Source organism: Nocardia sp. NBC_01009 (assembly GCF_045208035.1).
In the GTDB taxonomy this organism is placed as follows: domain Bacteria; phylum Actinomycetota; class Actinomycetes; order Mycobacteriales; family Mycobacteriaceae; genus Nocardia.
The window spans coordinates 5,988,617-6,006,571 of record NZ_CP108695.1 but is presented as its reverse complement, the minus strand read 5'-3'; the positions used below and the strand labels follow the sequence as shown (position 1 = coordinate 6,006,571).

Here is a 17,955-nt window from a genome sequence, read left to right as displayed (position 1 = left end):
AGCTCGAAGGCCGGTACGTCAGCCCGTAGCGTCGGAATCCGATAAGGGCGTTACGCGGAGGGAGTCCCATGACGATGCGCCCACACGACGAGGCCTGGGCGACCGGCCCCGACGCGATGCTCAAGGCAGGCTTCGAGCTCGCACTCGTCCTCGTGGATGCGGCCGAGGCCTCGGGTTCGATGGCGATGTCATGGTTCGAGCACGCCGCCGCCCGTTGCGCCGCGGCGGGAATCCCCATCGAAGCGGTGCACGACGCCGTGCGTGACAGCGTGAAAACCGCTCTGGCCCAGGCTGGTCCGGTTGAGGAGCCGGTGACGTGCACCTGGGAAAGCGGGGTCGACCCCGGCGCCGGCGGAGTCGTCGATATGTTGACCTCCGCGGTGACGCGGGCCTATGCGCAATAGGCGATGCCGCGCAGGCGTTCTCAGGAAACTCTCAACAAATCCGCGCTCTGATCTCAGGACCGACCCGTTGAATGAGCGCAGCTGCCCCGCCGGTTCGCTCTAACCAGGCGGGGCAGCGCCAGCTCGGTAGCGCTGTTGCCGCTTGCGTCGATGCCCTTGGCAATTCAGCCCATGCTCGGCGTCGCAGGCGTGAGATACATGTAGCTCCTCTCCTCGACGCGCTGCTTGATGCGCCATCGGCCGTCGATGCGGACGAAGGTGTCGAGGTACCACAGACCGCAGAACATGACGCTCTGCTGTCCGTCGCCGTTCGCGACAAGCATCGGGTTGTGGCACATCGTGCGGCCGGTCGCGGTGTCGCCGTGGACGGTGATCGACGAATTGCCGACCAAATGCTGGAATGCCGGGAAGTTCGGGAGCACCTGGGCGAGAAAGGCTTTCGTCGACGTAAGGTCGCCGATCGCACCGCCCATTGCCGAGTAGTCGATGTGCGCGTCCGCGGTGAAGACGTCGTCGAGCAGGTCCCACTGCCGAGTGTCGACCGCGTGCGAGTAGCGGACCATCAGATCCTGGATCTCCAGGCGATCGGAAATCTCCTGCAACGACAGCATGCGCGCCTCCTTGAACTGACACAGGTTTCAGTAATGCCATCAGTGTCGGAGCAAGTAAGCAAGAGCGCGTTCCGGCTGGTGACGCAGAACGGCCCTGTCGGCGGAATCCGCGTGACAGGGCCGTGCTGGTCGAACGGGGGTTGCGGCCTTACAGGTAGGCGCCGCACACCGGCCATGCGCCGGGGCCCTGGGTGGCGAGCACGTTCTCCGCGACGCGGATCTGCTCGGAGCGGCTGGCGCTGCTCGGGCTGCCGGAGCCGCCGTTGGCCTCCCAGGTGCTCTGGGTGAACTGCAGGCCGCCGGAGAAGCCGTTTCCGGTCTCGGTGCCCCAGTTGCCGCCGCTCTCGCACTGCGCGACGCCGTCCCAGTTGTGGCCTGCGGCCGACGCGGTGGCGGTGGCGACACTGAACGGGACGGCAACGAGTGCGCCGATGACGGCGGTGGTGCCAAGCGCGCGGGTGGTGAACTTACGGTTCTTGAACATATGGATTCCCTGCCTGCGCCCTACCGGCCCGTGGAAGCTGCACACGAGTCCCTGCCCCCAGGGATGTCGGGGATCCTCGAACCGTGGGGCAGGGTTGCCGGTGTTCGGCGATTCGAGTCAGAACCGGATGTTGATCCGGGCCGCCAGCGACGTTAACCGAGAAGTCGCGGAGGATCACGTCGAGATAACGTCCGAATTGCCTGAACTCTATCGAGAGAGTGTCCTCGTTTTCCTGGATAGCGCTGGGAAAATGTAATATTACAATTTTCAGTTATTGTTACGTGATGTGTTTGGGATCACTATGAAATAGTGATTCGGGTCGCGTCGATCGGTGTTCGGTCGCGCGGTCTCGAACCTCTCGAGCTTCTCGAACCGCGATGCGGACGCCGGTGGAACCGTTCGACGCCGAGTGTGAACGCCTGGTCGGGCATCGATCGGCCTGTCTTTGGGGCGATCCTGTCGGGGTAGGCGTCGTCGACGAGCGCTGATCTGACGGGGTTCCCGTGGAAGCTGCTGGCCGTAGTGCTCGCCGTGCTTTACGGTACGTCCGTACGGTTTGACGCAATCCAATGACTTTGGAGGGCCGATGTGGGATCCCGAGAAGTACCTTGCGTTCGACGACCACCGTTCACGCGCGTTCTTCGATCTGCTGAACCGCGTGGCCGCCGAACAGCCGCGCCGGGTAGTTGATCTCGGATGCGGGCCGGGCCATCTGACCCTCGCACTTGCCCAGCGCTGGCCGGGAGCGGTCATCGAGGCATCCGACTCCTCACCCGACATGGTCGCTGCCGCACGAGATCGTGGTGTCGACGCCACCCTCGGCGCCGTCGAGGAGTGGCACCCTGCCCCTGATACCGACGTCGTGATCTGCAATGCCGTGCTGCAATGGGTGCCGACCCACACCACCCTGCTGCCTCGATGGGTCGACCGCATGCCTTCGGGAGCCTGGCTGGCCTTCCAAGTTCCCGGCAACTTCGACGCGCCGTCCCACCGAACAATCCGCGAACTGGCGTCCCGGGATCAGTGGCGTGCGGAACTTGCCCCGTCGGGCATCCTCGAACCGGAGCGGTGCTCGACCCAGATGGATACGCCCGACTACTCACACGTTGTCAGGTGGACGCATGGGAGACCACCTACCTCCAGCGCCTGGAGGGTGAAGACCCCGTACTGGAATGGCTCACCGGAACTGCCCTACGTCCCGTTCGCGATGTGCTCGACGACACCGACTGGCAAGAATTCACCACACAACTCGCCCCACTCCTGCGGGCGGAATACCCGCGTCACACCGACGGCACCACCTGGCTGCCTTTCCGCCGAGTGTTCGTCGTCGGCCGTAAGACCGGGTAGGCACCGGACCGTATGGCGGCGGAGGCATTCCGTGGCTTGCCGCCGCCTATTGGTCATAGGGCTGCCGATGGACACGTCGCGCACATGGAGGCCAACACCCTATCGGTGGCGATGTCACGTGGCCTGAAGATCTGTAATGCCCGGGGAATACATGACGACGGACCGACGTATGTTCGCGACGCACGTGTTCCGTAGATCGTCGCGACGATCTACATTGAACGCAGTCACCGGGAGTGACATTCGAGGAGACGCATTATGTTCGTTGCGACCGTCATTGTTTCTGTATTGCTTGCCGTCATGTTGTCCATGTCGGCGTTCTTCAAGATCACTCGGCGCCCTCAGTTCGTCGAGGGGTATGCCGCCATCGGGGTGCCGGAGAGCTGGCTGAATCCGTTGGCCGCACTGCTGCTCGCCGGTGCGGCGGGTCTGCTCATCGGCCTGTGGTTCGCGCCGGTCGGGATTGCTGCCGCGGTCGGGCTGATTCTCTACTTTCTCGGCGGTATCGGCTTCCACGTGAAGTCGAAGGACTGGAAAGGCATGCCCGTGCCCGCGGCCATTCTGATCCTGTCGATCGTCGCGCTTGTGCTGCGTATCGCCACTGCGTGAACCGGTTCGACGGTCAGTCAGGAAGCACGGCCAGCTCGAGCTGCCGCAGGCGAGCCGGATCGGCGTACACCTCGTAGGCCGCGATCCGATCGCCTTCGACGGTGACCGTGAGCGCGAGCAACAGCCGACCGCGCGGCGCCACGATGATGCCGACTGCGTCGTTGACCAGGGCAAGGGCGGCGACCTGCGAGCGCCTGCGAAGCATCAGAGTCTCTTTCGCCACGGCATCCGCGCCACGGGCAGCCAAGGACATTCCGGCGGGCAGCGTGGCCGGATCGGCCGTGCGCACCACCTCCGGTGCCAATACCGCCAGCAAAGCACCGAGGTCACCACTGCGTGCGGCGGCGAGGAACGCCTCGACGACATGGCGCTGCTCGGCGAGTTCGGCGCTGGACGCGGTCGCGTCACCGCGTGCGCGCGATCGGGCCCGGCTCGCGAGTTTCTTGGTGGTGGCAGTCGAGCGCCCCACGATCGGCGCGATCTGATCGAACGGCACCGCGAACATGTCGTGCAACACGAACGCCACCCGCTCGTCGGGGCCAAGGGTGTCCAGCACCACCAGCAGCGCGCGCCCCACCGAATCAATAAGCACGGCTTCGTGTTCCGGGTCGCTGTCGTAGGCCGTGTCGCCGTGATCGGCGATGGAGTCCATGGGGTCTTCGCGCCGCGCGGCTCGCGATCGCAGCATGTCCAGGCAGATCCGTGAGACGACCGTCGTCAGCCAGCCCGCCAAATTCTCCACATCGCCGGTGTCGGACAACGCCAGCCGCAACCATGCCTCCTGAACCGCATCTTCGGCTTCGCTCGAAGACCCGAGCATCCGATAGGCAACCGACCGCAGGTGGCCGCGATGCGTTTCGAATCGGCGCGCCAACAAATCCTGTGCGTGCATCGGTCACCTTTCCTCGCCGCCATCCGTCATCTGGATGACGAACTCAACACCGCCCGAGTGACCGCGGGTGCGGCGCTTCGCGCGCCCATCACGATCGCAGACCTCGGGTGCCATCGAACAGGAGGGTATTTCCCGTGCATATCGCCTACATCGTCGTCACCGTTCTCGCCGCGGTGGCAGCCGCTGTCGCGGCAGCCATCGATGTTGTCCGGCCGCAGTGGCTGCTGGACAACATGCAGAACTACGGCATTCCTGGGCAGGTGCTCGGCCTGCTGGGCGTCATCAAAGCCATCGGCGCGCTCGGCCTCCTGGTCGGCCTCGCGATCCCGCCCATCGGCTTGGCTGCCGCTATCGGCTTGGTTCTGTACTTTCTCGGTGCGGTCGTCACCATCGTGCGCGCCCGCTGGTATTCCGACATCGCCTACCCGCTGCCGTGGCTCTTGCTTGCAGCTGGATCTCTCGGCCTCTTCGTGGCCGCATGAGCTCGCCGCCCACAACGACGTAGGGCCCCGAAAGGCGGCTGATGCGGAGATGCGCGCTGCGCACTGGTGCAGCGCGAGCAATGTTGCACACCATGCCAATCCGGCATACTTGCCGTTGCCGTTGCCGTTGCCGTTGCCGTTGCCGTTGCCGTTGCCGTTGCCGTTGCCGTTGCCGTTGCCGTTGCCGTTGCCGTTGCCGTTGCCGAGAAATTGCGGAGATCGGGCGAGCCTTTCCCGACGCCCGGCTGAAAGGGTCGGCGCCGGCGCCGGGAACACAGTCGGCGGCGCCGAAGAAGTCGCGCAATTTACGCCGTGATCACCTGTGCCGGCCATCGATGAAGACGCCGTCGACGAGCAGCGGCACTACGTCGGTGGCATCGAGTTCGGTGGCAATCGCGACGTCTTCGGCGAACCCGCCTTCCGCGAGCTCACGACCGGAGGAACACTCGGTGAGGTCGCGATCTCCACATCGGTGTAGCTTGCCTCGGCGACGAGTCGCACGCCCCATGATCGCTGTCCGAACCAGTGGTCACCCGACACGACCGACCTTTCTACCGTGTCGAGCGTTTCGACCCGTGATCAGGGCGAGGTGGCGCTGCTCGACCGGGCCAGCATGAAAGGTGAACCGGGGGAAGATGGCTGCCATCCGCGTGCCAGTCCCAGACGTATGCTCGCGGCAACGTCGGCCGGACGGACGGAAACCGGGGGAATGTCCATCCAGTTGCGGGGATGAGCGTGGCCGGTGTCGACGACCAACGTGGTGCCGGGATGGGCGGCGTGCTCAACGGCAAAGTTCAAGCGTGTCAACGCGATCCCTTGCATATAGGTCGGCCGTCGCCGGACACGCCATCGGTACGCGGTCCCATCGACGACGATGCGCCGGGCCCCCTTCTTCGGCAGCGTCACATATCTCCTTTCGAGGCTGTCACGCTAGCGCGGAACCCGAGCCCGACACCACCGATTATCGGGGTCGGACCGCACCGGCCGCGGTCCGCTCTACCCCGGTAGGGCAGAGCGGTGCAGCCGCGAGTGTTATTCGGGAGTGCCGTCGGCGATCCAGCGGGCGAAGACATCGATGTGGTCTTGGGGCCAGCGGCCGTCGCAGGGCATGGATCCTTGCTGGAGTCGGTCGAGGATGCCGGCGGCGTGCGCTACGACGTCGGTGTGCAACCACAGATCGAAGACGAAGCTCATCGATTTGCGGTCCATCGCCCGGAACAGCGGTTTGATGTGCCGGTCGAAGCTGACCGGTTCGTCCGGGCTCGGTAGTTCGATGGTGTGGTCGGCTTCGGCGGGAGGTGTGAGGGCGGAAACCCGGGACCCGGGTGTGGCGTTGCATACCCACCACCACCGTGGCACCGGCATGTGTGGCGGTGGAGTCGCGCCCGGCTGCGAATTCTCCAGTGCGATACGCGATCCCCACTCGATATAGGCGGCGAATGCGGCCCGGAATTCCGCGTCGGTCGGCAACCCGGCGTCATCCGCGGCACGAGAGATGAGCTGCGCCCACCGCGCCCGCCACTCCTCGGTGAGCGCCTTGCCCGCGTGCTCGGCGACCATGTGCTCGTAGCCGCCGTACATCTCGGTATACAGCTTCGGTCCGCCGAAGGTCTCGCCGAGCCAGGCGGCAACGCGCTCGGGATGATCGGGTGACATGCTGGCGAAAAGCGGTGCGAGTAGCGGATCTTCGGGGACGTACTTGCCGTAGAAGATGTGCGTCATCCGGGTGAGCGCAGGCAGGCCGCCTGCCCACTCGAACAGAGTCGGCTCCTCGGAGGGCACCGGATCGGCGAATCCGACGTAATAGTGCATCCCACTGCAGAACGGCTTGTTCTGCGAGTGCCCACACCGGCAGAGGCTGTAGTGCTCGCTCGACGCGCCCGTGTTGCGTTGGCCGCAATCGACCAGCGGGATGCCACCGGAGATCCGGTACGGGCCGTCCTTCGATACCTCGATCGCGGGTTCCCTGGCCGGGGCGTCGCCCTCCTTGCCGTCGATTGCGTAACCGAGAGCGCCGGAGGGGCAGGCTCGTGCCGCCCGTTTGATCTCGTCCATCCGGCCGCCGCTCGGTGCGACGAAAGGTTCTGCGCTAGCACGGAATACGTTCGGCAACCGATCGGTGCAAAACCCGGAGTGGGCACACAGGCCGCGGTTGTCGAGAACGGTGACCGCAACGCCTTCGTAGGTTTCCCGGCTGTCGGGCACCCGCTGCGGATCTTTGGCGCCGCTGAATCCGATGCGGGCATGGCTGCCGTCGCAGAGCGGTTTGGTCTCCGAAGCTCCGCAGCGGCACAGGGCCAGCTGCGGAAGCGCTCGGATGGCCACCCCGAGCCAATCGGTGATCTTGGTGGCGTTGGTGACCAGGTACGGCCCGTCGGGGGCAACCTGGATCTGGGATTCCAAGCCCGACTGGAGCGCGGTGAGCTCGGCCACACGAGCGTCCGGGTCGTCGGCGGACAGGACGGCCAGGTGTTGAAGGGCGGCGGTGGCCTCCTGGACCCCGGTCGGTAGTCCGGGGTTGCTGCGGAATCGGGTAATGTCGCGCGCCAGCTGCCACACCTGGTCTGTGGTTTCTGCTCCGGTTTCGTCGTCGGCGTTGACGTCCGGGGCCCGGCCGGTCATCTCGGTGAACGCTTCGGTCAGTGGTCGGATCACCGAATCTTGCAGGGGCGCAGCGCTTCCTGCCGGGTGGCCTTCCATAAGCTTGGCGAAGTGCCGGTCGAGCGTCAGGGCCCGGGTCAGCAAGGACTCCAGTTCGTTGTGCACTCCTGCTCCTGTTTTCTCTGTCTAGCGGTCCAACAGGACAATGATTACTTCATTACGTTATTTCGTCCACGAAGAGGAATCCCCGACGCCGGGAATGGGCGGCGGTTCCGTCACCAGCGTTGCGACCTACCGCACGAGCGGTCGACGTTCCCGCTGCACCCGCTCCAGATCCGGCTGCCCTGATCAGGACCTTGCCCACCGGTGAGCCCGGTGGCGAGCCACCAGGTGGCAGCCTCGGGATACACCGCGTACCCCCGCTCGCCACCCGAACCGGCCGCGTTCGCCGACCTCATACCGCGCGAACGCACCCTCTCGAGCAGGCCGCTGGTCAGAAATCGGGCACTCCCGATTGCGCGCCACTCGCCGCAGGCCGCCGACTGCGGCGCGGTGGGTTCGCCTGCGGCACTGTGCGCCCCGCTCATCGAGAAACTCTCGGCACGGAACAACGGGAATAAGCCATCGCGCGCCGACCACGCCGCCGCCTTCGGAGTTATTCGTCGAGGACGTCGGTACGTTCCTCTGGCTCGTTCGCCGAGATGGACGCGGATGCTCCGCCCAGAATCAAGTTTCCTGGCGCTGAAGCGGTCAGCGCCCTGCGCTGAGGAACTTGGCCGCTTGTTCGCCGACGAACACGCTCGGCGCATGGGTGTGGCCACGGATGAGCAGCGGCATCACCGACGCATCGGCGACCCGAAGTCCGTGCACACCACGGACTTCCAGTCGTGGTGTGACCACGCTTGCTTCGTCGGTGCCCATCCGGCAGGTGCCCACCGGGTGGTAGAGGGTGTGTGAGTAGCCGTTCAGCGCCAGCTCGAGGGCTGCTTCCATCTCGCTCGGCGCTTGCGGCGGATAGATCAGCGGCCCGAGTATCGCTTTCATCGCAGGCGATGCCGCCAGTTCGGCGCAGGTCCGCAGTCCGGACATGAGAGCGGCGCGGTCGGCCCCCGCACTGTCGGAGAGATATCTGGGATCGATGACCGGTTTCGCCGTCGGGTCGCCCGAGGCGAGGGTGATGCGGCCGCGGCTGTGCGGCCGCAGCAGTACCGTCGCCAGCATGACGCCGTGCTCGGTGGGGTCGAGCAGCCCTTCGTAATAGAAGGGCGCCGGCGCGAAGATCAATTCCAGGTCGGGCAGGTCGAGATCGGATCGGCTGCGCACGAACCCGTAGGCCTCACCGACATTGGAGGTGAGCATGCCGCGGTGCCGGATCAGATAATCCAACAGCTGGCGCGGCTTCTCCGCGGCGAACAGCGAGTCCGCTTCGACGCCGTAGCCGATGCCGGCGACCAGATGGTCTTGCAGATTCGCGCCGACCTCCGGGGCGTGGTGCACGACCTCAATGCCCTGCCTGGTGAGCTCGTCCCGATCGCCGATGCCGGAGAGCATGAGCAGCTGTGGGCTGTTGATCGCGCCGCCGCAGAGGATCACTTCGCGGCGCGCGGTGACCGCGTGCGAGGCGGCGCCCTGCAGGTATTCCACGCCGACCGCGCGCGGTGTGCCTGCCGGATCACGTTCGAAAAGGACACGAGAGACGAGCGCTTCGGTCCGGATGGTCAGATTTGTCCGCCGCAGCGCGGGCCGCAGATAGGCATCTGCCGTGCTCCATCGGCGACCGCCCCGCTGGGTGACCATGGTTTCGCTGAACCCGTCCGGCTGCGGCCGGTTCGGCGGTTCCACCGCGAAGCCGGCTTCTTGCACCGCGGTCAGGTAAGCCGCTGTCGACGCGCGCGGACTGCGCTGCCGCGAGATGTGCAGCGGCCCGGCTGCCCCCTCGTCCGGGTACTGAGCCTCTTCGACGTTCTCGATGCGCCGGTATTGCTCTACCGCGGCGGCGAATCCCCACTCCTCGCCCGCCAGCAGCGCCCACTCGTCGTAGTCGGCGCGGAATCCGCGGACCCACATCATCGCGTTCATCGATGACGATCCGCCGAACATCTTCCCGCGCGGCCAATAGATCTGCCGGTTGTTCAGCCCCGGCTGCGGCGCGGTGAGATAGTCCCAATCCACTTCTGTGCGAAATAGTTTCGCGAAGGCGGCAGGAATGTGCGCAAACTTGTTCTTGTCGGGCGGCCCCGCCTCGAGCAGCACCACGGTGGTGCCGGGGTCGTCGCTGAGCCGGTTGGCGAGGACCGCACCGGCGGATCCCGAGCCGACGATCACATAGTCCGCGGTTATCCCAGCTGTCTGCACTGTCCCACTCCGATCCACACTGCGTAGGGCAAACATACGAGTATCGGGCAGCTGCAGGTTCGCTTTCTTGGAAATCTGGACAGCAAACCGCCGGAAACCCACCGCTGCGGGTCAGCGGTGGGTCCCGGTGAATCAGTGGACGGTGCTCAGCGCGCTGCCCGGGTTGCGAGCGCGGCGGCGGCCAGTACCGTCACACCCTCGGCGATCGCCGTGCCGCCCAGCGCATGGGCCGCCGACAAAGCGGTGGTGCCGAGCAGGCCGAGGAAGATGGTGCCGAAGCAGGCGATGCCGACGACGATGCCCAGCTGCACGCTGGTGACCAGGATGCCGCTCGCGTCCGCGGCAAGCGACATCGGGATCTTGGCCAGGGTCCTGGTCATCAATGGGCTGAACGCGAGTCCGAAGCCGATGCCCTGGATGCCGAAGATCGTCAGCGGCAGCGGGCCGAAGTCGGCGCCGTTGCGCAGCAACATGCCGAGCGTCACCATCGTCACCGCGCCGAGTACGAGCCCCAACGGGATCATGGCTGCATGGAAACGGTGTGGAATGCGCTCCCAGTTCAGGCTGGCCAGTGCGAACGTGACACCCATCGGGATGAACAGCAGCCCCGCATGTAGTGCGGTGTAGCCGAGGGTGCTCTGCAGGTGAATGGCCATCACGAACATCCAGCCGCCGAAGGTCGCCATGATCACGAACAGTGTCGCCGCGGTGAGCACCAATCCGGGGGCTCGCAATACCCGCTGCGCGAACAATGGTTCGCCGCCGCGCGCCGCGACCGCTCGTTCGATGGCGATGAATACCGCGATGCCAATCACGCTGGCGCCCAGGGTGATCCATGTCCACAGCGGCCAGTTCTGTTCGTGGCCGAGCACCATCGGAAGGACGAGCAGCAGCACCGAAGCGGTCAGCATCGCCAGTCCGGCCAGATCGAGCTTGCGGTCGAATCGTGCCGTGTCCGAAGGCAGCACCCGCGGCGCGACCAGCAGCAGCACCACACCGATCGGCACATTGACCAGGAACACGCCACGCCAGCTGCTACCCCAGAGATCGGCGTTGACGATCAGACCGCCCACGACCTGACCGACCACCATGCCGCCGGAAATGATCGCAGAGTATGTGCTGAGCGCTTTGGCCCTGGCATTGCCGGTGAAATTCCGCTGGATCAGGGTCATGATCTGCGGGACCATGGCCGCCGCGCCGACGCCCTGCAGGAATCGGAACACGATCAAGGTGACTTCGTTCCACGCCAACCCGCAGGCCAATGAGGCCACAGTGAACGCCGCAAGGCCGGCGATGAAGGTACGACGCTGGGTGAACCTGTCACCCAGCCGGGCGCCGGTGACCAGCAGCACGGCGTAGGCGATGACGTATCCGGCGACGATCAGCTGCAGCGCCGATCCGCTCGTGTGCAGCGAGGTGCGGATGGAGGGAATAGCGACATTCACGATGGAGGCGTCGAGCACCGCCATGAACTGCCCGGTCAGGATGACGGCGAGGATCGCAATGGTGCGCCGCGCGCCGTACGCGGGAGATGCTGGGGGAGTCGGCGTGGCGGGTGTCGTCTTGGCCGAACCCGGTGACAACGTCTGGGTCATGCACTGAGCTTGCAGCCGATTCGACACCAGTAACAGGAGCCCAATAAAACTGGTATCGGCAGCACCTGGATAAGGTTCCGGGATTCGGGGACGATCACAAGATGACCGATGTTGTGGACATGCGCACCTTGCGCAAGGCGCGCCGTGCCGAGCTGGGCTCTTTTCTGAAGTCACGGCGTGCGCGGATTTCGCCGGAGGATGTGGGCCTGCCACCCGGGCCCCGGCGGCGCACGCCCGGCCTGCGGCGTGAGGAGGTCGCCCAGCTGTCCGGGATCGGGATCACCTGGTACACGTGCGTGTAGTACCGAAAGATCTATCTATTGCCTAGCCTGGGGTTATGCCTCTGAGTCCCAAGGATTTTCCCGGTTTGGCGGCCGTCATCCAGGCCCGTGTATCCAAAGCGGGCAAGCATAAGAGCGAGCGTTCCCCGAAGGAGCAGATCGCCTGGGGGCGGACTGAGTGTGCGCGGTTCGGCTGGAACGTGTGCAGGGTGATCGACGAGGGGCGGTGGGTGCGACTCGGCACTCTCGGAAGGCTCGGCCTGGCCGCGACGAGTTGCGTCTGGAACTGGAGGCGATAGCTCGCCGCGTTAAGCGCGGCGACGCCCCGGGTGGGGTGCTGGTGAATTGGTCATCGTCGCGTGCGAACCGAAAGATCGGTGACATGTCCGAATTGCGCGAGCTCTGTGCGGAGTTCGGCGTGTACTGGTATTACGGCGGCGTGCTGTACGACATGAATGACCCCGACGATCGTAAGCGCGTAGCACAGGATGCGGTCGAGGATGAGCATGCGCCTGAACGCAACCGGATCGACTCGATGCGGGCTCTGGCTCAGAACTTTGCTGATGGCAAGCCGCATGGACCCGAGAGTTTTGGTCTGCAGATCGTTTATCATCGAGGCAAGGCAACGAAGCGTGCCGAATGTCCACAGAACGGGCCGATCTTTCGTGAAATGGCCAGGCGCGCCTTAGGTCTGGAGAATACCTATCGTATCGGGCGATGGCTCACAACCGAGGGCGTGCCGATTCCCAGTCACGACAAGTCCTTTCCGTGTAACCGGTGCTCGGTGAAAGACGGCCGCCGCGTTGTCCGGAAGATCGATCGGCGTACATGTCCGTGTCCGAAAGGGTGGCGCACAAAATGGAACGGTGACATGGTTAAGCGCGTCCTCTTGAATGAAGCGGCGGCAGGGTTGCGTGTGCATGTCGACGACCACGGAAACCGGTTGACTGTCAAGGCGGCCTGGGACGGTCTGATTTCAGTGGACGAACATGAGCGGTTGAAGCTCATCCTCAATGATCCGCGGCGAGGATCATTCCGGGGCAGCGCGCCTAAATGGTTGCTGTCCGGAATCGTTTGGTGTTGGAAGTGCGGCGGCCCCGCGGTGTCTCGGCGTTGCGCGGACCGCCGCCGCTACTACGCGTGCAAGCAAAACAGCTGCGTGACGCGAAGGGCTGATTTAGTTGATGCGCTTGTCGAAGAGGTGGTTCTGCGCCGGCTCGAGGATCCGAATTTGCTGGGTTCGCTGATCCGGACAGACGATGACGCAGTCGCAGCTCTTGCGGAGGCGCGTGGACTGCGGGATGCGTACGAGAAATGGTTGAGCGACGCGATCGATGCGGACCTGTCACCGAGAGAGATTGCGTTGTACAGAGCGAAGAAGGCCCCGCTGATTGAGGCTGCAGAGCGTCGCGCTCAGGCTGCGCTGCCGATGCCGCATGTGGCCGCCGCAGCGGGGGCAGATGCACGCGCGAAGTGGCACGACCCTGAAGTTACACCGCTGGAGGCGAAGCGGGACATCATTCGCTCGTTGGTTAACGTGACGCTCCTGTCCGCGGTTGGGAAGCGTCGGGGCTTCGCCGTTGGTGCCGGTTTGGACACGATCAAGATCGAGCGCCTTATTGCTTGACCGACTTCGGCGGGTATGGGAATCCCGTCGTGGGAGCTTCGTGAACTGTCCGATGATACTGGTATTGGTGGCACCTGGATACCTCTAGTGAGGTGTGGGAGCATCTGAGCATGTCCGGTGTTGTTGATGTTCAAGCGGTGCGCAAAGCTCGGCGTTCAGAGCTGGGGGCCTTCCTGAAGTCCCGTCGCGCCAGGATCTCACCGGAGGACGTGGGGCTACCTCCTGGGCCGCGTAGGCGCACTCCTGGCCTACGCCGGGAGGAGGTGGCACAGCTGTCGGGGGTGGGCGTGACATGGTATACGTGGCTCGAGCAAGGCCGCAGTATCAATGTCAGTGTGCAGGTGTTGAATTCGGTGGCGCGGGCGTTGTCGTTGGATGCGGCGGAGAAGGCGCATTTGTATCGGTTGGCGGATGTGCCGACGGTGCCGACGGCGCATGCGGGTACTGCGTTGCCGGAGGAGCTTCAGGTGATTTTGGATCATGTGGAGCCGTTGCCGGGGGTGGTGTTGAGTGCCCGGTATGACGTGTTGGCTCATAACGAGGCGTATGAGGCGTTGTGTCCTGGTTTCCTGACCGGCGAACGCAACGTCGCTCGCCGGGTCTTCCTTACCCCGGAATGCTGCAATACCTACCAACACAACTGGGATGACCTGCGTCGTATGGTCGGCTATCTGCGTGGTGCCTACGCCAAGAACCTCGGTGACCCGTACTGGGAGGAGTTCATCGTCGAGTTGTGTTCGGAGAGCCCGAATTTCAAGGCTTTGTGGGCTCGTAACGATGTCGCTGTCCCGGTCAGTCGTACGAAGCAGGTTCGTAATTTGGCGGTGGGGGAGTTGGAGATGTTTCTGACGAGCATGTCGTTGCCGTCGGTTCCGCATGCGTGGATGCAGGTGTATACGCCGACTGATGAGGTGGCGTGGGCGAAGTTGCGTGAGTTGTTGGCGATGTCGGAGCAGGAGCGTCAGCGTCCGTGGGTTGAGCATCGCGAACAGGTTCATGTGGCGGCGGGGTAGGGGAGTCGGGGTGTCGAGGTTTGGGACGAGTGCTTGGTGGGTTGCGCGGGCTGGACGGTAAGCGGAGCCGGGATTGTGCACGAGGATTGTCTCGGACCCGGGTCTCGAAAGTCTTGGCTTCGTTGATCCATATGTGTCTGCTCAGTCTTGCTGCGAGCGGTAACCACCGTTCCACCAGTGTCGCAGTAGTGTGAGCTGACGTTCGGTCAGCGGTCCAGCCAACGCTTCCTGTACTTTTTCGATGTAGGTGAGTTCCTCGGGTGTCCAGTCCCGTGCGCGAGAGCTGTGCTCCGCCATCGTCATCGGCGATTCAGGGCGGCGTAGACGGTAGTTATCGAACGCTGGCAGTGGTGTTCGCGGTCGCAGAGTTGTCTTGCCGTCGGTGCAGGGGTGGGAGCGGCGAAGATCTTCTGATGGCTGCCTGCTTCGCGTTTGCCGGGATCGGTTGCGGTGAAACAGGGTTGCGGCGCGTGTAGGGGAGACATGAGCTGTCGCTTTCGCGCCTGTCGACTGATTCTCCCAGCCCCATTTAACTCCGTTGTCCAGTGGTTCGCCACCGCGAGATGAAGGGCGCCAATGAGGTGAGTGCCTGACAACTCCGCGTTGGTCCACAACTAGCCGTGTGCGCAGTGTGTCCGAAGGGGGAACTGCCCCATATCCCCAACCTGGTGTATGCCGCTGACCTGCAACTTCCTTGACGCCGATAGCGCTGTTGGCGCGCGACCTGATTGGCCGCCCAGTGTGAGCAGCTCGCGTTTCAGGGTGTCGAGTGGTTCGGCAGTGCGGTCGCGAACGACTCACTTCACCCCTGCGGACATCGAGTACGCCGCCTGTGCCGTGCACTAGTCGGCGTTCGAACGCGCGATGGGTGAGGAAACGAGCGAACCCGCCGACGTCGAGGACTACCTGGTCGCCGTCGCCAACACTCGCCTGACGCTGTGACCGGAGATTCTGACAGCGTTCGAGCAGGACCAGGCGAACTACCAGTTCACAGCCACCGCCGCGTGTGGAGTCGGCTACCGCGGCGATGATGGGCCTGCAGATTGCGGTGGCGTGCCGGGTTCGGGCCGACGCGGAGTCCCGGCGCCGTGCCGAAGCAGATCGCCTCGACTACGAACGCAGCCACGGCCGCGCCTGACGTGGGGGCGCGCCTGTACTTCTGATGGATACCCGATCTCGCTCGGATCCTCAGCGGCGCAACGCCATCGTCGCGAGTCCGGCAGAGTGACGAGCTCGCACAACAGCTATCGGCATCGCCGAACCGCGTGATCGGGAGCCGAACAGGCCCGCGCTCTCGATGGCGCTGCCCGCGGCCGGGGCGAGCTCGGCGACGCTTCCGCGTATCTCGCCGAGCTGGAATCCCGTCCCTCCCCGGACTGACTGGCGACGGTGGTGCAGTCCGATATTCAGGTTCAGAGTGTCCGGCAGGCATATCACCTGGTTGCACCGCCATCATCTCGCGCATACAGGAGCGCCGTGATGAGCGTATCGACCGCGCGTGGTCCGGAAGTGGCTGCCCGCGTAGGCAGGTGGCTCGGTGTCATCGTCATCGTCTGCTTCGTGCCCGGGCTGCTGAGCCACTGGATCCAGCATCCTCGTTGGTGAAGGCGGACTTGCGTCGGGTAGAGCACGGCAGTGTGCGCTACCGGGAATGTGTTCGGTTCTCTATGGCGCGTTCGAGCAGGGCCGATCTCGACCTGGTCGGCGTCGCTCGGTCATTGAGTTCGCCGTACGTACGGGATATCGGCCCGCAGGTCATGGCAACTCTCTCGGGAGATTCACGCGCATGGCGCTCGAACTCGAGGTGGACGAATGGGTTGTCGGGCAGTGGAACGCGAATTCCTGGCAGAGTCATAGCCATCGCCGATGTATCTATTTCGAGGTAGCCGCTCGGACTGCTCGACTATTCCTCCGCGTGAGGCGGGGATAACTCCGTAAGACGAGGCCCACGAGTATGGCTAGGGCGGGGTTGCTGGGATTGATGTACTCACGTATCGAATCGAACCGGCCATCCCGCATATGCGCAATCCAACAATACCCGTCGATGTTCACGCGAACGCCACCCACCACCGCCCCGCGCTCGTACTCGACCACGACGTACTCGTCGTTCGTGAACCAGTTGATAATTTTCACCGCGGACCTGTCGTCGTGCGATTTCGTGTCGCCCGAGACGGTAAGGGCCCCGATGACATCCGCGCGGCCTCTCCAGGTGTAACCGATCGGGACGAGAGTGAACTCGCAGTTGTCGGTCAGCAGTTCGCCGAACTGTTCGTAATCGTGATCGGCGATGATTTTCAGGTACCGTTCGACAAGGGCTTCGGAGTCGGGCGATGTCATATGCGCTGATCCTTACTTCGTTGGCGTATGAACACGTCGAGAGGTTGTCGACCGCCAGCTTATGGCTTTGTGCTCGGATTCGCTCACGATTACGGCAGTACCCGGACCGGGACGTTGTTCCAGCCTGCGAGATTTTGCATGTTGACCCGGCGACAGCCGGACCAGTCAACCACGTAGCGCGGCATGTAATCGAGCAGTTTCTGCAATGCGATGGCACCTTCCATCCGTGCGAGTGCAGCCCCCAGGCAAGTGTGAATTCCGAAGCCGAACCCGAGATTCTGGGCGTGGGCACGATTTCGATCGATGTCGAAGACGTCCGGGTCCTCCCAAGCGTCAGGATCACGATTGGCCGCACCGATCAGCAAGAACACCGGCTTGCCGGCCGGAATGGTGACGCCGTGCAACGTGATATCCACACGCGAGCGGCGCACATTGTATTGAGTCGGTGATTCGTAGCGAAGCACCTCTTCGACCGCGGCTGGGATCCTGCTGCGGTCGGACAGCAACTTCTCCCACTGCTCAGGATGACGCGCAAACAGCACCACCATGCTGGCCACCAGCCGGGTGACGGTTACCGCCCCCGCGCCGCCCAGAACGAGGGCGAACTGGGCGATTTCGGTGTTGTCGAGTTCGGTGACCTCACCGTTCTCACGTTGCACCTTGGCTGACACCAGGTCGCTGATCATGTCATTACGCGGACGAGCTCTGCGCTCCTTCACCACCTGGTAGTAGACGACTGCCATCTGGATGGCTGCCTGGAGGCCCGCATGCGAGATCTTGACCTCGCCGGGCTCGCGGTGCAGGAATTCGTCGAGCCACAGTCGAATCTGTTCACGACGTGCGTCGGGTACGCCGAGCATCGTCGTGATGATTTCGATGGGGAACAAGGCTGAGAAGTCTTGAACTACATCGAATTCATCAGGATCGGCAGCTTTGAGGTGGCGGTCGATCAGGTCCGTCACCAAGGGGCGCAGCTCTTCGATCGCACGTGGTGTGAACACCTTGTTGACGAGGCCGCGCATATGGCGATGCTCAGGTGGATCCATGACGATGATCGACTTGTGCATCGGGGGTTCCCCTGATTGCACCGCCCCCAGGTCCACACCATCAGCCGACGAGTACGTCTCGAAGTTCTTGTGCCCGGCAGCGACATCGGCATGGCGGCTCAACGCATAGAAGTCGTACTTCTTGCTGTAGTAGACCGGGGACTCTTCGCGCATCCGACGATAGGTCTCATACGGCCCGTTGAAGTAGTCGTGCGAGAACGGATCGAATTCCAGATCTCCAGGCTGCATTACTCAGCCCTCCTTACGTGTACCG

Annotated in this window: 17 protein-coding genes and 3 pseudogenes; 9 read left to right on the top strand and 11 right to left on the bottom strand. The window is 64.0% G+C overall.

The features are described from left to right. Positions 1 to 68: 68 nt before the first annotated feature. Complete coding sequence (locus tag OHA42_RS26910; RefSeq protein ID WP_406230601.1) at positions 69 to 404, top strand: hypothetical protein; 336 nt, start codon at positions 69 to 71, stop codon at positions 402 to 404. Between the two features lie 164 nt (positions 405 to 568). On the opposite strand, the gene OHA42_RS26905 is transcribed toward OHA42_RS26910, so the two are convergent. Both OHA42_RS26905 and OHA42_RS26900 read right to left on the bottom strand, forming a co-directional pair. After that, the gene (locus tag OHA42_RS26905) at positions 569 to 1,015 is read right to left on the bottom strand and encodes a nuclear transport factor 2 family protein (RefSeq protein WP_406230600.1); all 447 of its coding nucleotides are present in this window, start codon (positions 1,013 to 1,015) and stop codon (positions 569 to 571) included. A 151-nt stretch (positions 1,016 to 1,166) separates the two neighbouring features. Next, positions 1,167 to 1,499, bottom strand: a pseudogene (locus tag OHA42_RS26900) (transglycosylase family protein); the annotation flags it as partial. A 586-nt stretch (positions 1,500 to 2,085) separates the two neighbouring features. On the opposite strand from OHA42_RS26900, the pseudogene OHA42_RS26895 reads away from it, so the two are divergent. Together OHA42_RS26895 and OHA42_RS26890 are read left to right on the top strand one after the other, a co-directional pair. Then, a pseudogene (locus OHA42_RS26895) lies at positions 2,086 to 2,846 on the top strand (trans-aconitate 2-methyltransferase). 255 nt (positions 2,847 to 3,101) lie between these two features. After that, entirely contained in the window at positions 3,102 to 3,452 is a 351-nt protein-coding gene (locus OHA42_RS26890; protein WP_406230599.1) for a DoxX family protein, read from the top strand. Positions 3,453 to 3,465: 13 nt separating this feature from the next. Here the strand turns inward: OHA42_RS26890 and OHA42_RS26885 are convergent, their stop codons facing one another. Beyond that, complete coding sequence (locus OHA42_RS26885) at positions 3,466 to 4,344, bottom strand: sigma-70 family RNA polymerase sigma factor (RefSeq protein WP_406230598.1); 879 nt, start codon at positions 4,342 to 4,344, stop codon at positions 3,466 to 3,468. 134 nt (positions 4,345 to 4,478) lie between these two features. Here OHA42_RS26885 and OHA42_RS26880 point away from each other — a divergent pair, with 134 nt between their 5' ends. Both OHA42_RS26880 and OHA42_RS26875 read left to right on the top strand, forming a co-directional pair. After that, positions 4,479 to 4,826, top strand: a complete 348-nt coding sequence (locus OHA42_RS26880; RefSeq protein ID WP_406230597.1) for a DoxX family protein — start codon at positions 4,479 to 4,481, stop codon at positions 4,824 to 4,826. Between the two features lie 322 nt (positions 4,827 to 5,148). Next, positions 5,149 to 5,304: a hypothetical protein gene (locus OHA42_RS26875; RefSeq protein WP_406230596.1), complete on the top strand. Its 156-nt coding sequence runs from the start codon at positions 5,149 to 5,151 to the stop codon at positions 5,302 to 5,304. Positions 5,305 to 5,405: 101 nt separating this feature from the next. Here OHA42_RS26875 and OHA42_RS26870 read toward each other — a convergent pair whose 3' ends face one another. From OHA42_RS26870 to OHA42_RS26850, 5 genes are all read right to left on the bottom strand, one after another. Next, positions 5,406 to 5,732, bottom strand: coding sequence for a hypothetical protein (locus OHA42_RS26870; protein ID WP_406230595.1), 327 nt, complete (start codon positions 5,730 to 5,732; stop codon positions 5,406 to 5,408). A 126-nt stretch (positions 5,733 to 5,858) separates the two neighbouring features. Continuing rightward, positions 5,859 to 7,592 (bottom strand): CDGSH iron-sulfur domain-containing protein, encoded by a 1,734-nt coding sequence (locus tag OHA42_RS26865; protein ID WP_406230594.1) that lies wholly within the window; start codon positions 7,590 to 7,592, stop codon positions 5,859 to 5,861. 110 nt (positions 7,593 to 7,702) lie between these two features. Next, positions 7,703 to 8,014 carry a hypothetical protein gene (locus OHA42_RS26860; RefSeq protein WP_406230593.1) on the bottom strand — a complete coding sequence of 104 codons (312 nt, stop codon included), beginning with the start codon at positions 8,012 to 8,014 and terminating at the stop codon, positions 7,703 to 7,705. A 163-nt stretch (positions 8,015 to 8,177) separates the two neighbouring features. Beyond that, the gene (locus OHA42_RS26855; RefSeq protein ID WP_406230592.1) at positions 8,178 to 9,782 is read right to left on the bottom strand and encodes a GMC family oxidoreductase; all 1,605 of its coding nucleotides are present in this window, start codon (positions 9,780 to 9,782) and stop codon (positions 8,178 to 8,180) included. 146 nt (positions 9,783 to 9,928) lie between these two features. Further along, positions 9,929 to 11,377, bottom strand: a complete 1,449-nt coding sequence (locus tag OHA42_RS26850; RefSeq protein ID WP_406230591.1) for an MFS transporter — start codon at positions 11,375 to 11,377, stop codon at positions 9,929 to 9,931. 101 nt (positions 11,378 to 11,478) lie between these two features. Between OHA42_RS26850 and OHA42_RS26845 the strand changes: the two are divergent. The 3 genes and pseudogenes from OHA42_RS26845 to OHA42_RS26835 form a co-directional block, all read left to right on the top strand. Further along, positions 11,479 to 11,670, top strand: a pseudogene (locus OHA42_RS26845) (transcriptional regulator); the annotation flags it as partial. A 370-nt stretch (positions 11,671 to 12,040) separates the two neighbouring features. Continuing rightward, positions 12,041 to 13,285 carry a hypothetical protein gene (locus OHA42_RS26840; RefSeq protein WP_406230590.1) on the top strand — a complete coding sequence of 415 codons (1,245 nt, stop codon included), beginning with the start codon at positions 12,041 to 12,043 and terminating at the stop codon, positions 13,283 to 13,285. A gap of 110 nt (positions 13,286 to 13,395) precedes the next feature. Next, positions 13,396 to 14,298 carry a helix-turn-helix transcriptional regulator gene (locus OHA42_RS26835; protein WP_406239628.1) on the top strand — a complete coding sequence of 301 codons (903 nt, stop codon included), beginning with the start codon at positions 13,396 to 13,398 and terminating at the stop codon, positions 14,296 to 14,298. Positions 14,299 to 14,439: 141 nt separating this feature from the next. Here OHA42_RS26835 and OHA42_RS26830 read toward each other — a convergent pair whose 3' ends face one another. Beyond that, entirely contained in the window at positions 14,440 to 14,601 is a 162-nt protein-coding gene (locus OHA42_RS26830) for a hypothetical protein (RefSeq protein ID WP_406230589.1), read from the bottom strand. 1,176 nt (positions 14,602 to 15,777) lie between these two features. Here OHA42_RS26830 and OHA42_RS26825 point away from each other — a divergent pair. Then, the gene (locus OHA42_RS26825; protein ID WP_406230588.1) at positions 15,778 to 15,903 is read left to right on the top strand and encodes a hypothetical protein; all 126 of its coding nucleotides are present in this window, start codon (positions 15,778 to 15,780) and stop codon (positions 15,901 to 15,903) included. A 267-nt stretch (positions 15,904 to 16,170) separates the two neighbouring features. Here OHA42_RS26825 and OHA42_RS26820 read toward each other — a convergent pair whose 3' ends face one another. Together OHA42_RS26820 and OHA42_RS26815 are read right to left on the bottom strand one after the other, a co-directional pair. Continuing rightward, entirely contained in the window at positions 16,171 to 16,635 is a 465-nt protein-coding gene (locus OHA42_RS26820) for a nuclear transport factor 2 family protein (RefSeq protein WP_406230587.1), read from the bottom strand. An 89-nt stretch (positions 16,636 to 16,724) separates the two neighbouring features. After that, positions 16,725 to 17,930: a cytochrome P450 gene (locus OHA42_RS26815; RefSeq protein WP_406230586.1), complete on the bottom strand. Its 1,206-nt coding sequence runs from the start codon at positions 17,928 to 17,930 to the stop codon at positions 16,725 to 16,727. Between the last annotated feature and the right edge of the window lie 25 nt (positions 17,931 to 17,955).